13 protein-coding genes are annotated in these 15,587 nt (G+C 50.3%); 5 read left to right on the forward strand and 8 right to left on the reverse strand.

Annotation, left to right across the window (positions count from 1 at the left end):
• Positions 1-109: 109 nt before the first annotated feature.
• From H6X83_RS10645 to H6X83_RS10680, 8 genes are all read right to left on the reverse strand, one after another.
• A complete protein-coding gene (locus H6X83_RS10645) occupies positions 110-1,432 on the reverse strand; it encodes a pyrimidine-nucleoside phosphorylase (RefSeq protein ID WP_212506462.1) in 1,323 nt (440 codons plus the stop codon).
• 29 nt (positions 1,433-1,461) lie between these two features.
• Positions 1,462-2,127: a deoxyribose-phosphate aldolase gene (gene deoC, locus H6X83_RS10650; RefSeq protein WP_212506463.1), complete on the reverse strand. Its 666-nt coding sequence runs from the start codon at positions 2,125-2,127 to the stop codon at positions 1,462-1,464.
• A gap of 25 nt (positions 2,128-2,152) precedes the next feature.
• Positions 2,153-2,569: a pyridoxamine 5'-phosphate oxidase family protein gene (locus tag H6X83_RS10655; protein ID WP_212508563.1), complete on the reverse strand. Its 417-nt coding sequence runs from the start codon at positions 2,567-2,569 to the stop codon at positions 2,153-2,155.
• Positions 2,570-2,779: 210 nt separating this feature from the next.
• Positions 2,780-3,700 carry an ABC transporter permease gene (locus H6X83_RS10660; protein ID WP_212506464.1) on the reverse strand — a complete coding sequence of 307 codons (921 nt, stop codon included), beginning with the start codon at positions 3,698-3,700 and terminating at the stop codon, positions 2,780-2,782.
• Entirely contained in the window at positions 3,690-4,817 is a 1,128-nt protein-coding gene (locus H6X83_RS10665) for an ABC transporter permease (RefSeq protein WP_212506465.1), read from the reverse strand. Before H6X83_RS10665 ends, H6X83_RS10660 begins: the two co-directional genes overlap by 11 nt.
• Positions 4,801-6,342: an ABC transporter ATP-binding protein gene (locus H6X83_RS10670; RefSeq protein ID WP_212506466.1), complete on the reverse strand. Its 1,542-nt coding sequence runs from the start codon at positions 6,340-6,342 to the stop codon at positions 4,801-4,803. Before H6X83_RS10670 ends, H6X83_RS10665 begins: the two co-directional genes overlap by 17 nt.
• A gap of 114 nt (positions 6,343-6,456) precedes the next feature.
• Positions 6,457-7,578 (reverse strand): BMP family lipoprotein, encoded by a 1,122-nt coding sequence (locus H6X83_RS10675; protein WP_212508564.1) that lies wholly within the window; start codon positions 7,576-7,578, stop codon positions 6,457-6,459.
• A 126-nt stretch (positions 7,579-7,704) separates the two neighbouring features.
• Entirely contained in the window at positions 7,705-8,871 is a 1,167-nt protein-coding gene (locus H6X83_RS10680) for a phosphopentomutase (protein ID WP_212506467.1), read from the reverse strand.
• 524 nt (positions 8,872-9,395) lie between these two features.
• Here H6X83_RS10680 and H6X83_RS10685 point away from each other — a divergent pair.
• From H6X83_RS10685 to H6X83_RS10705, 5 genes are all read left to right on the forward strand, one after another.
• Positions 9,396-11,141, forward strand: a complete 1,746-nt coding sequence (locus H6X83_RS10685) for a peptide ABC transporter substrate-binding protein (protein WP_212506468.1) — start codon at positions 9,396-9,398, stop codon at positions 11,139-11,141.
• A 462-nt stretch (positions 11,142-11,603) separates the two neighbouring features.
• The gene (locus H6X83_RS10690) at positions 11,604-12,557 is read left to right on the forward strand and encodes an ABC transporter permease (protein ID WP_212506469.1); all 954 of its coding nucleotides are present in this window, start codon (positions 11,604-11,606) and stop codon (positions 12,555-12,557) included.
• A 9-nt stretch (positions 12,558-12,566) separates the two neighbouring features.
• Complete coding sequence (locus H6X83_RS10695) at positions 12,567-13,559, forward strand: ABC transporter permease (protein ID WP_212506470.1); 993 nt, start codon at positions 12,567-12,569, stop codon at positions 13,557-13,559.
• A gap of 6 nt (positions 13,560-13,565) precedes the next feature.
• Positions 13,566-14,588 carry an ABC transporter ATP-binding protein gene (locus tag H6X83_RS10700; RefSeq protein WP_212506471.1) on the forward strand — a complete coding sequence of 341 codons (1,023 nt, stop codon included), beginning with the start codon at positions 13,566-13,568 and terminating at the stop codon, positions 14,586-14,588.
• Positions 14,588-15,559 carry an ABC transporter ATP-binding protein gene (locus H6X83_RS10705; RefSeq protein WP_212506472.1) on the forward strand — a complete coding sequence of 324 codons (972 nt, stop codon included), beginning with the start codon at positions 14,588-14,590 and terminating at the stop codon, positions 15,557-15,559. Before H6X83_RS10700 ends, H6X83_RS10705 begins: the two co-directional genes overlap by 1 nt.
• Positions 15,560-15,587: the final 28 nt, after the last annotated feature.

A 15,587-nucleotide genomic window follows, 5' to 3' on the forward strand; every position in this document is an offset into this window, starting at 1 on the left:
CTTTCCTGTACAAGACAAACACATTCTGCACACATGAAAACAGTACCGTATCAGTTTACGAAGAACAACGCAAAAAATGCAGGTGCAGTTTTGCCTACACCTGCATTTTTTAAAACCGTTCCACACCAGCCGCTGAAACACGTGCGTGAACCAGTGGAACCGGCGCAGGTGCTTCCTGCCCAATGGAAACCGCACCCTCAAAAAGCTGTGCGGCGGAAACACATTTTTGCTTATCTGCTGCGTAAAAGCGTGCAATCGGCTCGCCGCGGCATACACAGTCGCCGGTCTTTTTCAGCAGCACTATACCCGCGCTGTAATCAACCGGGTCACCTTTCTGCTCGCGACCCGCGCCCAGCTCCACGGAAGCAATACCGCATTTTTCCGTGTCCATCGCGGTAATCCAACCGTCCGCTGCTGCCGGTACATCGTATTCTGCTGCCGCCTTCGGGAACAAGGCAGGATTTTCGAGCACGGCTGGATTGCCGCCCTGTGCGGCAGCCATTTCACAGAATTTCGCAAAACCCTGCCCGTTGGCAATCTGTCCGCGGGCAAGCGCCCTGCAGGCAGTGGGAGCACCTTTTCCGGCAAGATACAGCATATTGGCGGCAAGGTCAAGACACACCTCTGTCAGGTCTTCCGGGCCTTCGCCGTGCAGCGTGCTGCACACCTCTTCTATCTCTATTGCATTGCCGATATTGCAGCCAAGCGGTCTGTCCATATCGGTAATAAGGGCCACAGTCTGGCGGCCGACGTGTTCACCGATTTCTACCATTGCCTGTGCCAGCTTAATGGAATCTTCCACCGTTTTCATAAACGCGCCGCTGCCGGTTTTGACGTCCAGCAAAATACAGTCGGAGCCAGCAGCGATTTTCTTGCTCATAATGCTGGAAGCAATCAGCGGAATGCAGTTGACAGTCGCCGTAACGTCCCGCAGAGCGTAAAGCTTTTTATCCGCAGGCACCAAGTTGCCCGTCTGTCCCACCACACAGCAGCCAACGCGCCGCACGATTTCAAAAAAGCGTGCGCGGTCAAGGTCGGTGTGCAGACCGGGAATGGATTCCATTTTATCAATCGTGCCACCGGTGTGTCCCAGCCCGCGGCCACTCATTTTGGCTACTTTCACACCAAGGGACGCAACGATTGGTGCAACAATCAGCGTTGTTTTGTCACCGACGCCGCCGGTGGAATGTTTGTCCACTTTAATTCCATCGATTGCAGACAAATCTACCATATCGCCGGAGTGTGCCATGCACATGGTCAGCTGCGCTGTTTCGTGCGGAGTCATACCCCGCAGAAAGATTGCCATCAGCAGTGCGCTTGCCTGATAATCCGGAATCTCCCCTGCAACATAACTGGTTATAAAAAACTGGATTTCCTCATCCGACAGCACACCGCCATCCCGCTTTTTCGCGATGATATCATACATTCGCACGGCGGATTCCTCCTTTTTCACACGAAATTTTAATACCCGTGTGCTTCTTCTTTCTTAATGATTTTCACAATGCGGCTGGTGCCAAGGCGGCTTGCACCCAAGTTTAGAAACTTTTCGGCATCTTCCAGGGAAGCGATGCCGCCCGCAGCCTTAATGCGCACATTCCCGCCGACATGCTGATGGAACAGTTCCACATCTGCAAAGGTAGCGCCCTCGGTAGAAAATCCAGTGGATGTTTTAATAAAGTCCGCACCGGAATCCGTTACGACCTTGCACATCTTGATCTTTTCCGCATCGGTAAGCAGGCAGGTTTCAATAATCACCTTTAAAATATGGCTGCCGCAGGCCTTTTTGACCTCGCGGATTTCGTTGAGTACATCCTCAAACCGACCATCCTTTACCCAGCTGATATTGATGACCATGTCAATTTCATCCGCACCGTTTGCAAGAGCATCTTTTGCTTCAAAAACTTTTGTCGCGGTGGTGGAGTAGCCGTTTGGAAAACCAATCACCGTGCAGACCGCCATACGGCTGCCGACATACGCTTTTGCCTGTTTCACATAACTTGCCGGAATACAGACGGAAGCGGTTTTGTAGTGCATCGCATCGTCACAAATCTGCTGAATTTCCGCCCAAGTCGCCGTTTGCGTCAGCAGGGTGTGGTCAACGCAGCCAAGAATCTTTTCAATATCCATAGTAGAGCCTTCTTTCCAAAAATTATCATATATCAAAATCTTCTGATTTAAAATTGCTGTAATACCTGCCCTTATCGGCAGCGAATTTCAGTACACAGTAATCCGGGTCACCCACGCCGCCGGAATAATACATAGTATCACCCTGCTGCCAGATTTTCTGCTTTGCCTCTGGTGTTTCCAGCACTTCTACAGTCCCCGTCAAGCTAACCCCACGAAAAAAGCGCTTGTCTACAAAGTAAATGCTCGCTTTCGGGTTTGTCCGAAAACATTTTATTTTATTTGAGGAAGTATTCGTTGAAAACCAGAAAGTCTTGATTCCTTCCCGCTCACGCGGAGCCAACATTGCTTTGCTGACAGGATAGCCATCACTGTCGATATAGCCGATTATGGTAAGTTTTGTTTTGTCAATCAGGTTTCCAATCGTTTTTTCTGAATCGCGCATCATACTGCATACCTTCTTTCTAAAAATCAGAATTTTTGTTGCTCTTTTGTTACTTTCCGTCGCTTTCTTAGAAAGCGACTAAGGGTGTGGGAGCGAAGCCTGCCGCGGCCTTGTGAACATACCCCATTCGGGGCATGCAAGTCTGGCAAAAACTTCACTGAAAGGACAAAGCGGGGCGGCTAAGGCAAAACCGTCCCACTCTTTTATTAATCAGCGTGTGCCTTTTTCGTAGGGCAGGCCGTCCGATTTCGGTGCAACGGAACGTCCAACAAACAGAATCAGCACAATGATCGTCAGAATATACGGCAGCATTGCCAAAATCTCCGAACGAATCGGAACTTTCACAAGGCCCATGAACACCGCCAAAGCCTGTGCAAAGCCAAACAGCAGGCATGCACCGTATGCGCCCTGCGGTGTCCACTTGCCAAAAATTACAGCTGCCAGCGCAATAAAGCCCTGCCCGCTGATCGCCGTCGGCGTGAACTGCTGGATAACCGCCAGCGTCATGGAAGCGCCGCCGAAACCTGCCAGCACACCGGAAAGGATGACACAGACGTAGCGGGTGCGGGTCACGCTGATACCCAGCGTATCCGCCGCTGCGGGATGCTCACCGACAGAACGCACACGCAGTCCCCATTTTGTGCGGTACAGCACAAACCACATGACAAGCATAGCGACAAACGCAAGGATAACCGTACTGTCAAAGTTCAGGTTCTGTGCCACTGTGTTGCTCTGCGCACCGCCCAAAATTTTCGGCAGTTTATGCGGAACCGGCTGCGTCATGGTAGCGCCTGAGAAGAACATCCGGCACAGGAACAGTGCCAGGCCGGGGCCAATCAGGTTCAGCGCAATGCCGGAAATTGTCTGGTCGGCTTTAAACGTAATCGAAGCCACTGCGTGCAGCAGCGCGAAAAGGCCGCCCGCCAAGCCGGCTACCAGAAAGCCAATCCACGGGTTGCCGGTAAAGTAGCCGACCGCCGTACCTACAAAAGCACCAACGGTCATCATGCCCTCAATACCAAGGTTTACAACGCCGGAACGTTCTGAAATGACACCGCCCAGCGCACCGAAAATCAGTGGAGCGGAATACATGAAGGTGTTGCCAATCAGCAACGAAATATTATTTAGCATTGCGCATCCCCCTCTTCTCAAGCCGGACTGCCAGCGCCGGAACAATCTTTGTCAGCGCGACAAAGAACACGATGGTGCCGGTCATAATATTGATAATCTCACTCGGCGCACCGATGTTTGCCTGAATGGACTGGCCGCCATACAGCAGTCCGCCGAAAAGCAGGCCGGCGAAGATGCAGCCAATCGGGGAGCTGCCCGCAATAAAGGCAACCGACAGGCCGTTGAAACCACTGTTTTCAAATGCAGAAAGCGTGGAAATACGGTGCGGGTTGGTACCGGTAATCACCAGTGCTGCAGCAAGTCCGGAAAGCGCGCCCGCAATCAGCATCGTAATTACTATGTTTTTTGCAACCGGAATGCCCGCGAATTCAGCGGCGTCACGGTTCATGCCAACCGCACGCAGTTCATAGCCCTTGGTGGAGCGGTACAGCAGCATAGAAATGAAAATTGCCGCCGCAATCGCAACCAGGAAACCAAAATTGACATCCGTTTTCAGCATGACTTCCCGCAGCCATTTATTGCCGCTGAGCGCCGCCAGTCCCGCGTCACTGGTCTTCCAGTTTGGCAGAAGCATAGTGTAGCTGCTTGCGTTGACCGGGTAAGCCGCTGTGGAGTTTGGCTGGTGGAACATCGTTGTATTCACAATTAGATTAGAAAGGTAGAAAGCAATCCAGTTGAGCATAATACTGGTCAGCACCTCATGAATGCCGAATTTTGCTTTGAGCAAACCAACTATGCCGCCCCACAAAGCACCTGCTGCTGTACCAGCAAGTACAACCAGCGGGATCTGAATGATTGGCGGAAAATTGCAGAGGTAACCAACAATATTAGCAGCAGCTGCGCCAACAATGTACTGCCCTTCAGCGCCTATATTAAACAAACCGACTTTGTAGGCAAACGCAACGCTTAAAGCGGTCAGCGTAATTGGCGTTGCCTTGATAATCACATTGGAAATGTACTTTGGCTTACCGAAAATGCCGCTGAACAGCGAGCCGAACGCCGCCCCCGGATTGTACCCGGCAACAGCCAGAATTATGGCTGCCACTGCAAAGCCGCACACGATTGCAATAATCGTGGAAGTAATCGGCTTTTTCAGGATTTTAACTGTCTTTTCCATTCTGTTCTCCTCCCGCCATGAGCAGGCCGATGGTTTTTTCGTCTACCTCGCCCTGCCGGAAACTGTCCACAATCTGCCCTTTATAGAGTACATCAATCGTATCGGCAACACTCATGATTTCGTCCAGTTCCAAAGAAACAAGCAGAATTGCACGGCCGCGGTCGCGCTCACGAATCAGTGTTTTGTGTACATATTCAATCGCACCGACATCCAAACCACGGGTCGGCTGCACAGCAATCAGCAAATCCGGTTCATTCGCCACTTCACGGCCAATGATTACTTTCTGCTGGTTGCCGCCGGAAAGTCCGCGGGCAGGATGCTTTGCGCAGTCCTCCGGGCGGACATCGTAATCCTTGATAAGACCATTCGTGAAGGAAAGAATCTCCGCGCGGTTCAGCATGCCGTTTTTGCTGTACGGTTTGGTACGGTACTTTTCCAGAACTGCGTTTTCCGCAACAGTAAAGTCCATTACCAGCCCGCGCTTCTGCCTATCTTCATGTATCGTAGCAATTTTGTGGTCAATCACGTTGCGCGGGTTGGTGTTCTGAATTTCCTCACCCTTGATTTTCACGGTGCCGCTCTCGGCTTTCGTCAGATTGGTGACTGCTTCAATCAGCTCTTTCTGGCCGTTGCCGTCAATGCCGGCAATGCCCACAATCTCGCCAGCATGCACCTGCAGCGAAAGGTTCTGCACGGCGGGCAGCCCGCGGTCATCCTTGACATTCAGGTTGTCGATTTCAAACACCACTTCGCCGGGCTGCGCCGGAGTCTTTTCCACAACCAACTGTACGGCGTGACCGACCATCTTGGAAGCAAGCTCCTCCTCGTCTTCATCAGCGACATTCACGGTGTCAATGTACTTGCCGCGGCGGATAATGGTGCAGGTGTCGGAGCTTTCCTTAATTTCTTTGAGCTTATGCGTGATGATGATAATGGTTTTGCCGTCCGCAATCAGGTTGTGCATAATTTCAATCAAATCTTCAATTTCCTGCGGCGTCAGCACAGCCGTTGGTTCGTCCAAAATCAGCAAATCAGCCCCGCGGTACAGCGCCTTCAGAATTTCGACACGCTGCTGCATACCGACGGAAATGTCCTCCACTTTGGCATCCGGGTCTACTTCCAAACCGTACTTTTGGACCAGTCCTTCCACATGTTCCCGAGCTTTTTTCATGTCCAGTACGCCGAAGCGGCTGGTGGTTTCGTTGCCCAGAATAATGTTCTGTGTAACTGTAAAATTGTCCACCAGCATAAAATGCTGATGCACCATGCCGATACCGTGGGCAATGGCAATGTTTGGGTTTGTGATATTTACCTTTTCTCCGTTCAGGTAAATTTCACCCTCATCCGCCTGATAAAGCCCGTACAGCACGTTCATAAGCGTACTTTTTCCCGCGCCGTTCTCACCCAGCAAGGAGTGGATAGTCCCTTTTTTCACATCCAGGTCTACCTTGTCCAGCGCACAGAAGGTACCAAAGATTTTCGTTATGCCGTGCATTTGCACCGCATAGTCGCTGCTGACCTCCATTTTGACTTACCTCCGCGTAGTCGTTCTTTTATTCTAAAAAAAGCGGAGCGCCCAAAAGAGAACGCCCCGCTTTTTAGGGAACCCGTTTCAGGGGAGTTTCCCGATTACTGCTGCTTACTTTAAAGAGCTCTGATATTTTTCGAACTCTGCCTTGGTAGCCGGCGGAGTAATCTTGCCGCTCTTAATGTCAGCTTCAACCTTCAGGGCTGCGTTGTAGGTTGCGTCACCCATCAGCTTGTGCTCTTCCGGAATGCCGACAGCATCTTCTGTCAGGCCGTAGGTATAGGTCTTTCCGCCAATCTTTTCGCCGCTCATGGATTTCTTGGAAACATCCTCAACCGCCGCGTGGACCAGCTTCAGTGCAGAAGTCAGAACATTCTGCGGAGCCAGGTAAGCCTGATCACGGTCAACGCCGATTGCATACTTGCCGGCATCCTTAGCTGCGGCAATAACGCCAACGCCAACACCGCCTGCTGCATGGAAAACGATATCACAGCCGCTGGAGAACATGCTGTTTGCGATTGCCTTGCCCTTGGAAGAATCAGAGAAGCTTTCCGCATACTGTGCATCAACGGTGATCTTCTTGTTCAGTTCCTTTGCTGCATAAGCAACACCGGCCTTGTAGCCGAACTCAAACTGGTCAATGATGTTGCTGGTAATGCCGCCGACAAAACCAACCTTACCGGTCTTAGTTGTTTTGCCTGCAATGTAGCCAACAATGAAGGAAGGCTCCTGTGCGCGGAACATAACACCTGCTACGTTAGCAGGCATGGACTTTGCATCGTAACCATTATCAACAATCGCATAATTGATGTCCGGGTTTGCCTTTGCAGCAGTGCCGATGGACTGCGCCATTGCAAAACCGATGCCCCAAATGAGCTTGGACTCGTCGTCGGCAGCCTTGTCCAGGTTGGTAGCATAGTCGGACTCCTGCTTGGATTCAATATAATTGACATCCGCGCCTGTGTCCTTTTTCAGGTTCTGCAGACCTTCCCAGGAAGACTGGTTGAAAGACTGGTCGTTTACGCCGCCGGTATCTGTAACCATACGGATTTTGTAGCCCTTGCCGTCTACCGAAGTGGTGTTGCTGGTTGTACCTGCTGCACTTGCCACAGACGCAGTGCTTTCCGCTGCGCTGCTTCCGGCAGCAGAGCTGACGGCTGTTCCTGTGCCGCCGCAGGCACCCATTGACACAGCCATTGCACCGGCCAAAACAGCAGCCAGCAGTTTCTTCATCTTTTTCATCTTGTTGCTTCCTCCTATTAGTAGAAGTAAATATCAAATCCGTGTATTTGCGGCATTCCGCCGACAGAAACACGGGTTTTCGGCGTTTAGACAGCCTCTTTCATTTTTTCCCACAGATCAGCCTACAATCTCAGCCAAGCGGGAAGTTCCTGTGATTTCAGGCTGGATGCCGAATGCATCCAGTATAGTTGCGCCAATATCCGCAAAAGTCCGCAGTGTACCCAAATTGGCACCTGCCTGCACGCGCGCCCCTGCAATCACCCAAGGTGTATATTCACGTGAATGGTCAGTACTGGGCGTAATGGGGTCACAGCCGTGGTCGGCAGTGAACATCAGCAGGTCATCCGGCCCCAAATGCTCCAGCAGGGCGGGAACAGCTTTGTCCACAGTGGTCAGCCCCTTCGCGTAACCCTCCACATCATTGCGGTGACCATAAAGCATATCAAAATCGACCAGATTCACAAAGCACAGACCATTAAAATCCCGCTTTGTCAGTTGGATGGATTGAGCGATACCATCATCGTTTCCGGTTGTTCTTGTGAACTCAGTAATACCTTTGCCCGCAAAAATATCATTGATTTTGCCGACCGCAATCACATCTTTGCCCGCAGCGGAAAGCTGGTCAAGCATCGTGGTCTGCGGCGGCAGCAGAGAAAAGTCGTGGCGGCGGGTAGTACGGGTGTAATCCGGATATTTGCCGGTAAACGGCCGCGCAATTACCCTGCCAACACCATGTTCGCCGACCAGCATCTTTCGTGCAATTTCGCAGTCATGGTAAAGCTCTTCCACTGAAACTATGTCCTCATGTGCAGCCACCTGAAACACACTGTCGGCTGAAGTGTAAACAATCAGTGCACCTGTGCGCTCATGCTCCTGCCCATAGTCCTTGATGACCTCCGTGCCGGAATACGGCTTATTGCAAAGCACTGCACGTCCGGTTTTGCGGCTGAATTCCTCCAGCACTTCTTTTGGAAAGCCATTTGGGTAAGTCGGCAAGGGCTTGGTGGAGTTAATGCCGGCAATTTCCCAGTGACCAATCGTGGTATCCTTGCCCTTGGAAACCTCCGTCATGCGTGCAAAAGCACCCGCCGGATGTTCCACTGCGGGGCGGCAGAAAACACCGTCAATGTTAAAAAGGCCCAGCCGCTGCATATTCGGCATGGAAAAGTACGAACTGGTGGCAGCCGCCGCCAGCGTATTGCTTCCCTCATCTCCGTAAGCACCAGCATCCGGCATTTCACCAATGCCAACACTGTCCAGCACAATCAGAAAAATGCGCTTCATAGTTTGCCTCCCGTAAAACTGCTGCCAGTATGACACAGAAAAATATCGTCATGCCAACGACGATATAGTTATTATAATACAATGTTTGCAATTTAGCTATCCTTTTTCGAAAAAAACGTTTAAAAAACGGACAAATCCCGTACCGAAAGAAGTCCTTTCTTTCCCGAACAGCAATAAGTTTTTTCTTTTGTTATATTATTTAAATGAAAATGAACATGCTTCTTGTCTTTACTACTTTAGTGTAATGCCAAGTAGCACTTAAAAATAAAAACTTTTTTGCTTTGAAGTGATTATTTTTTAAAGTGCTAACTGTTTAGTTTGTTAATATGATACAACGAAGGCGTTATATTAAAGCATTCGTTTATGCAATACTTATAAAACTTAGTGCTCGTTTTTGCAGGATTGCAAAGTTCTTTCTTCATATTCCGGAAATTGCACTTGCTTTTTTTATAATAAGACAGTATAATATGCAAGTAGTCCAATTTAATAATTCAGATGTGTCATTTGAATGGAGGGAAAGAGTTATGAATCATATGAAAAAAATTCTTGCAGTACTCCTCGCCGGTACCATGGCAGTTTCCATGGCAGCCTGCAGCGGCAGTACAACAACAAGCAGCGGCGCTGCTTCAACTGCGGCAAGCAGTGCTGCTTCCACAGCTGCCACCAGTCTGTACAAAGGTACTTCCGACCCAGATATGGTAACAGTAGATATGCGTGCGGAGCCCCCGGAACTGAACACCGTACAAACTCAAGATGTTGCTTCTGCCGACATTTTGCGCATGGTGATGTCCGGTCTGATTCGGCTGGACAAAGACGACAACCCGCAGCCCGATATGGCTGAAAAGTGGGAAGTCAGCGCTGACAAAAAGACCTACACCTTCCACCTGCGCAAGGATGCAAAGTGGAGCAACGGTGAACCCGTAACCGCAAAAGACTTCATCTACGCTTGGGAACAAGGTATGGATAAGTCCAACGGTGCAACCTATGGCTTTATCCTTTATACCAATATCAAAAATGGGCAGGCCTATTTTGACGCAACTAAGACCGCTCCCGCTAAGCGGACTGCTGACGAAAAGGCAAAGGTTGCCGCAGCAGAAAAGAACCTCGGCTGTGTAGCAAAAGATGACTCCACGATTGAGCTCACCTTTGAAAATCCGCTGCCTTATGCCCTGCAGCTGATGGCTTTCTCAGCTTACATGCCGCTGAACCAGAAAGCATTTGAATCCATTGGCGCTGACAAGTATGCCAAAGATGCGAAGCAGATTGTCACCAACGGTGCCTATAAGATTTCCGAGTGGACACATGATGACCACATTATTCTAGAAAAGAACGATGCTTACTGGAATGCTTCCAATAATCAGATTAAGAAAGTCAAATATCTGATGATGAAAGACGCCAATGCACGTATGAATGCCTTTAAGGCTGGTGAAGTTGACTGCATCAACCTGACCGGTGATCAGATCACTCAGCTGACAAATGAAGGTCAGGCCGTACAGAAGTACGTTGCCGGTTCCAACTGGTACTTCCAGTACAACACCAAGAAAAAGGGTCTGGACAACGCAAAAGTTCGTAAGGCTCTTGGCGAAGCCATTAACCTTGACAGCTTCGTAAAAGATGTTTTGAAGGACGATTCCGTTGTTGCCGACGGTTTGGTTCCGACCAACATTAAAGGCGCTAACAACAAATACTATGCAGACGGCCGCGAAAAGCTGGATTCCTACAATGTAGAAGATGCAAAGAAGCTCCTTGATGAAGGCTTAAAAGAAGCTGGTCTGACAAAGGACAGCTTGAAGCTCACTTTCATTACAGATGATACTTCCGTTGCGCAGCAGCAGGCTGCCTTTTTCCAGGAGCAGTGGAAATCCGCACTCGGTCTCAGCGTTGAACTGAAACCGATGGCTTTCAAGGCTCGTATCGCTGCTATGAACCAGGGCAACTTTGACATTGTGCTGGCTGGCTGGTCTCCAGACTACAACGATGCCATGACCTTCCTGGATATGTGGACTACCACAAACGGCAATAACAACGGCAAGTATTCCAGCAAAGAATATGACAGCCTGATTGACAAAGCTACCAAAGAAGCGGATGTTGCAAAACGTCAGGATTATCTGCGTCAGGCTGAAAAGCTGGTTGCTTCCACCGACTGCGCTGTATATCCGCTTTACTTCCAGGTTGTTCCTTACACAACCACTTCCAAGATTTCCGGCATGACCCGCTCCGGTTTCCAGGAGTATGACTTCTCTGACGGAGCAACGATTACAAAGAAGTAATCTTCCACAACAATCTCTATTGTGTTCCATCTGCAAATAGAGCCATGGTTACCGTGGCTCTATTTGCTTATGAAAGCTGCAAAGCCAAACGCTTCAGCTTTGCAGCTTTCATAAGCAAGGGAAATTTCCCCTGCAGCACTACAAACTTTCGGGTATACTAAAATAATCGAGACGCACAGCGCACGGCATTTGCTGCTGTGTAAAAGACAACCGAAAACAGCTTTGCAGAAAATCCGGTGCAGTTTCAGCGCCCTCTTCTGCATTGAAACCTGCACGTCTCGATTTTTTCAGTATCCCGGAAAAAGGCCGCAGAAGCCTCCTGCCTCTATTCTGCAAAAAATCATTACGCAGCACAAGCACCGCCGACGCAGTCAGCTGCCAATGGGAACTGGGACGGCCCGTTGCCGCTGTCCTGTGCCTGCGGAAATCTGGTTGCTGCAAAATTAAAGGAGTTGATTTTGCTTGCCAAAACAGGTTTCGTACATTTTGAAACGACTGGTATACTCGGTAATTACGATTTTCGTACTTATTGCAGTAACCTTTGCGCTCATGCATCTGGTACCTGGTGACCCGTTCATCGGTGCAAAAGCCATTCCCCAGGCAACCAAAGATGCCATGTATGCCAAGTATGGACTTGACAAGCCGCTTTTCGTACAGTTTGTTTTGTATGTTGCCAATGTTCTGCATGGTGACCTCGGTATTTCACTGGCTGACAAGCGTGCTGTTGTGGATATTATTGGTCAGGCGTTCCCGGTTTCGCTTGACCTTGGCATCCGCTCCCTCATCTTTGCTTTTATTGTTGGTTTACTGCTCGGCATTGTTGCCGCAGTACACCGCGGCAAAGCCGGGGACACTGCCGCCATGCTGGTTGCACTGATTGGTGTTTCCGTCCCGTCCTTCATCATTGGTGCTTTAATTCAGTATTTCCTCGGACTTAAACTTTTCCAGGCCACTGGTGTGCGCGTGTTTGCTATCATGGGCTGGACGGGCTTTAACAGTAAAATCCTGCCTGCATTCGCCTTGGCGTTCGGTTCCATGGCAACCATCAGCCGATTGATGCGAACCAGTATGCTGGATGTTTTAAGTCAGGATTATATAAAGACTGCAAAAGCGAAAGGGCTTTCACAGACCCAGATTATTTGGAAACACGCAGTACGCAACGCCATCATGCCAGTGGTAACCGTTTTGGGGCCGCTGGTAGCAGCTGTACTGACCGGTGCTTTCGTAGTTGAGAACATATTTGCAATTCCAGGCCTCGGCAAATATTTCGTGCAGTGTGTACAGTCCAATGACTACACGGTTATTTCCGGCACGACGCTGTTCTATGGAGCGTTCTTGGTATTTGCGAACCTTGTGGTCGATATTGTATACGGTTTGATTGACCCGCGGGTCAAACTGACCGGTGGAAAGGAGTAAGGAAGACCTATGGCAAAGAAAACTCAGCCGGCCGCTCCGGCAGAAGTGCTGCAGTATGACCCGAAAGGCCATATTGACACTGCCGCTTTTGAGCGTATCGGTACCGACACAGCTGACATGGAAGCCATTGCACGGCCTTCCATCAGTTTCTGGAAAGATGCTTTTAACCGCGTGCGCCGCAGCCCAACTGCTGTAATATGCACAATTCTGCTGGTAATCCTGATTATCGGTGCTATTTTCATTCCGTTCTTCAGCACTTTTTCAATTTCCCAGCAAAATGTTGCATTTTCCAACAAACCGCCAATGTCTGTTGATTCTCTTACTAACGGCGTTCATATTTTCGGCACAGACGCACTTGGCCGTGATATCTGGGTACGTACCTGGGCAGGTGCCCGCGTTTCCCTGACCGTTGCATTTGCCGTTGCAATTATCGACTGCCTCGTTGGTGTTATTTACGGCGGCGTTTCCGGCTACTTCGGCGGCGCTGTCGATAATGTAATGATGCGTATCGTTGAAATTATCAGTGGTATTCCTTACCTGATTATCGTTATGCTGCTGATGATTGTTATGGACCGTGGCCTTGGCAGCATCATCATCGCATACTCCATCACCGGCTGGACCGGCATGGCGCGGCTGGTGCGCGGCCAGGTCATGTCACTGAAGGAACAGGAATTCCTGATTGCCGCGCAGGCGATGGGTGCAAAGCCCCGCCGCATTATCGGCCGTCACTTGGTTCCAAATATTCTGAGCGTTATCATCGTTAATGTAACGCTGGACATTCCGAACATCATCTTTACAGAAGCGTTCCTGTCAATGCTCGGCTTGGGCATTGCACCGCCGAACTCTTCCTGGGGCATTTTGGCCAATGACGGCATTGCTGTTTTCCAGCAGTATCCGTTCGAGCTTGTTGTGCCAGCTCTCTTCATCTGCGTTACCATGCTGTCCTTCAACCTGCTGGGCGACCAGCTGCGTGATGCATTTGACCCGAAACTGAGGAGGTAACTTACAATGGAACAAATACTGAAAGTTGAAAATCTCCACGTTTCGTTTGACAGCTATGCAGGTGAAGTTCACGCAGTACGCGGTGTTTCCCTCCATGTAGACGCAGGCGAAGTGCTGGCGATTGTCGGTGAATCCGGCTGCGGCAAAAGCGTTACCGCACAAACGATTATGAAGCTCAACCCCATGCCTCCTGCCCGCATTAAGGAAGGCAGCATAACCCTGTGCGGCAAGGACATTGTTGCCGCAAGCGAAAAGGAAATGCAGAGCATCCGCGGACAGATGGTCAGCATGATTTTTCAGGACCCTATGACCTGCATGAACCCAACCATGCGCGTTGGCAAACAGCTGACTGAAACTCTGCGTAAGCACAAACACCTCTCCACAGCAGAATGTAAGGAAGAAGCTATCAAGCTGCTGAAAATGGTGCAGATTCCAAATGCGGAGCAGCGCGCCCTGCAGTACCCGCATGAATTTTCCGGTGGTATGCGTCAGCGTGCTATGATTGCCATGGCGCTTTCCTGCAACCCGAAATTGTTGATTGCAGATGAGCCGACTACCGCACTGGACGTAACCATTCAGGCGCAGATCATGCAGCTGATGGGTAAGATTCGTGAGGAAACCGGCACCGCAATTATTCTGATTACCCATGACCTCGGTGTGGTTGCAAACCTTGCGGACCGCGTTGCAGTCATGTATGCCGGCAAGATTGTGGAGCACGGTTCCGCACATGATATTTTCTATCGCCATGCACACCCATACACTTCTGCACTGCTGCGCAGCCTGCCGACTGTGGACACCGACCGAAATGAGCAGCTGGTCAGCATCCCCGGTACCCCTCCGGACTTGTATGCACCGCCGAAGGGCTGCGCCTTTGCAAGCCGCTGCAAGCACTGCATGAAGATTTGCCGCGAGCAGCAGCCGCCGGAATTCACCATTGGTGAAAACCACACCGCGTCCTGCTGGCGCCTGCACCCGGATTTTCCCGGCAGTGCCGCCAAATCCAGTGAAAGTAAGGAGGCCGACGCATAATGGATAAGGAAAAGCTGATTACTCTGGAGCACATCTCCAAACACTTCCATGTCGGCAAAAAGCAGACACTGGTAGCTGTCAACGACATCACCATGGACATCTACAAAGGTGAAACACTTGGTGTTGTCGGTGAATCCGGCTGCGGAAAATCCACGCTTGGCCGTGTGGTAATGGGCATTTACCACCCGACAAAGGGTGTCATTAAGTACCGCGAAAAGCCCGTTGACCTGAAGCGTACAAAAGACCGCTTTGCTTATTCTGAAAAAGCACAGATTATCTTTCAGGATCCGTATGCATCCCTTGACCCCCGCATGACGGTCGGCACCATCATTTCCGAAGGCATGGAAATTCACAATATGTATGATGCCAAAAAGCGTCAGGAGCGCGTTTATGAACTGCTGGAAACAGTCGGTCTGAACCGTGAGCATGCCAACCGCTTTCCGCATGAATTCAGCGGCGGCCAGCGTCAGCGCATCGGCATTGCCCGTGCACTCGCAATCGAACCGGAATTCATTGTCTGTGATGAACCAATTTCCGCTCTGGACGTTTCTATTCAGAGCCAGATTATCAATCTGCTCAAAGAACTGCAGCAGAAGCTGGGCCTGACCTACATGTTTATTGCCCATGACCTGAACATTGTCAAGTACATTTCTGACCGAATTGCGGTTATGTACCTTGGCAACCTGCTGGAGCTTGCGAACAGTGATGAAATTTATTCGCACACACTGCATCCTTACAGTAAGGCACTGCTTGCCGCTGTTCCGATTCCGGACCCCGACAAAGAAGCACAGAAAAAAATTCAGGTTCTTTCCGGCGATGTGCCAAGCCCCATTAATCCGAAGCCGGGCTGCCCCTTTGCGAGCCGCTGCCCCTATGCGGATGACACCTGCCGCACAAAGTCACCTGAGCTGCGCGAGGTTCGCCCGAACCACTTTGTGGCCTGCCACAAGGTGGAAGTGGAAACAAATTAATTGCATTGCAAAGTTTTATACTTTATAA

This window comes from Caproicibacterium amylolyticum (genome assembly GCF_014467055.1).
GTDB classification, from domain to species: Bacteria; Bacillota; Clostridia; order Oscillospirales; family Acutalibacteraceae; genus Caproicibacterium; species Caproicibacterium amylolyticum.

Coding starts and splice junctions, on each gene's coding strand:
- deoC (WP_212506463.1), bottom strand. CDS start 2,127: ATGGATATTGAAAAGATTCTTGGCTGCGTTGACCACACCCTGCTGACG.
- H6X83_RS10655 (WP_212508563.1), bottom strand. CDS start 2,569: ATGCGCGATTCAGAAAAAACGATTGGAAACCTGATTGACAAAACAAAA.
- H6X83_RS10660 (WP_212506464.1), bottom strand. CDS start 3,700: ATGCTAAATAATATTTCGTTGCTGATTGGCAACACCTTCATGTATTCC.
- H6X83_RS10665 (WP_212506465.1), bottom strand. CDS start 4,817: ATGGAAAAGACAGTTAAAATCCTGAAAAAGCCGATTACTTCCACGATT.
- H6X83_RS10670 (WP_212506466.1), bottom strand. CDS start 6,342: ATGGAGGTCAGCAGCGACTATGCGGTGCAAATGCACGGCATAACGAAA.
- H6X83_RS10675 (WP_212508564.1), bottom strand. CDS start 7,578: ATGAAGAAACTGCTGGCTGCTGTTTTGGCCGGTGCAATGGCTGTGTCA.
- H6X83_RS10680 (WP_212506467.1), bottom strand. CDS start 8,871: ATGAAGCGCATTTTTCTGATTGTGCTGGACAGTGTTGGCATTGGTGAA.
- H6X83_RS10685 (WP_212506468.1), top strand. CDS start 9,396: ATGAATCATATGAAAAAAATTCTTGCAGTACTCCTCGCCGGTACCATG.
- H6X83_RS10695 (WP_212506470.1), top strand. CDS start 12,567: ATGGCAAAGAAAACTCAGCCGGCCGCTCCGGCAGAAGTGCTGCAGTAT.
- H6X83_RS10700 (WP_212506471.1), top strand. CDS start 13,566: ATGGAACAAATACTGAAAGTTGAAAATCTCCACGTTTCGTTTGACAGC.
- H6X83_RS10705 (WP_212506472.1), top strand. CDS start 14,588: ATGGATAAGGAAAAGCTGATTACTCTGGAGCACATCTCCAAACACTTC.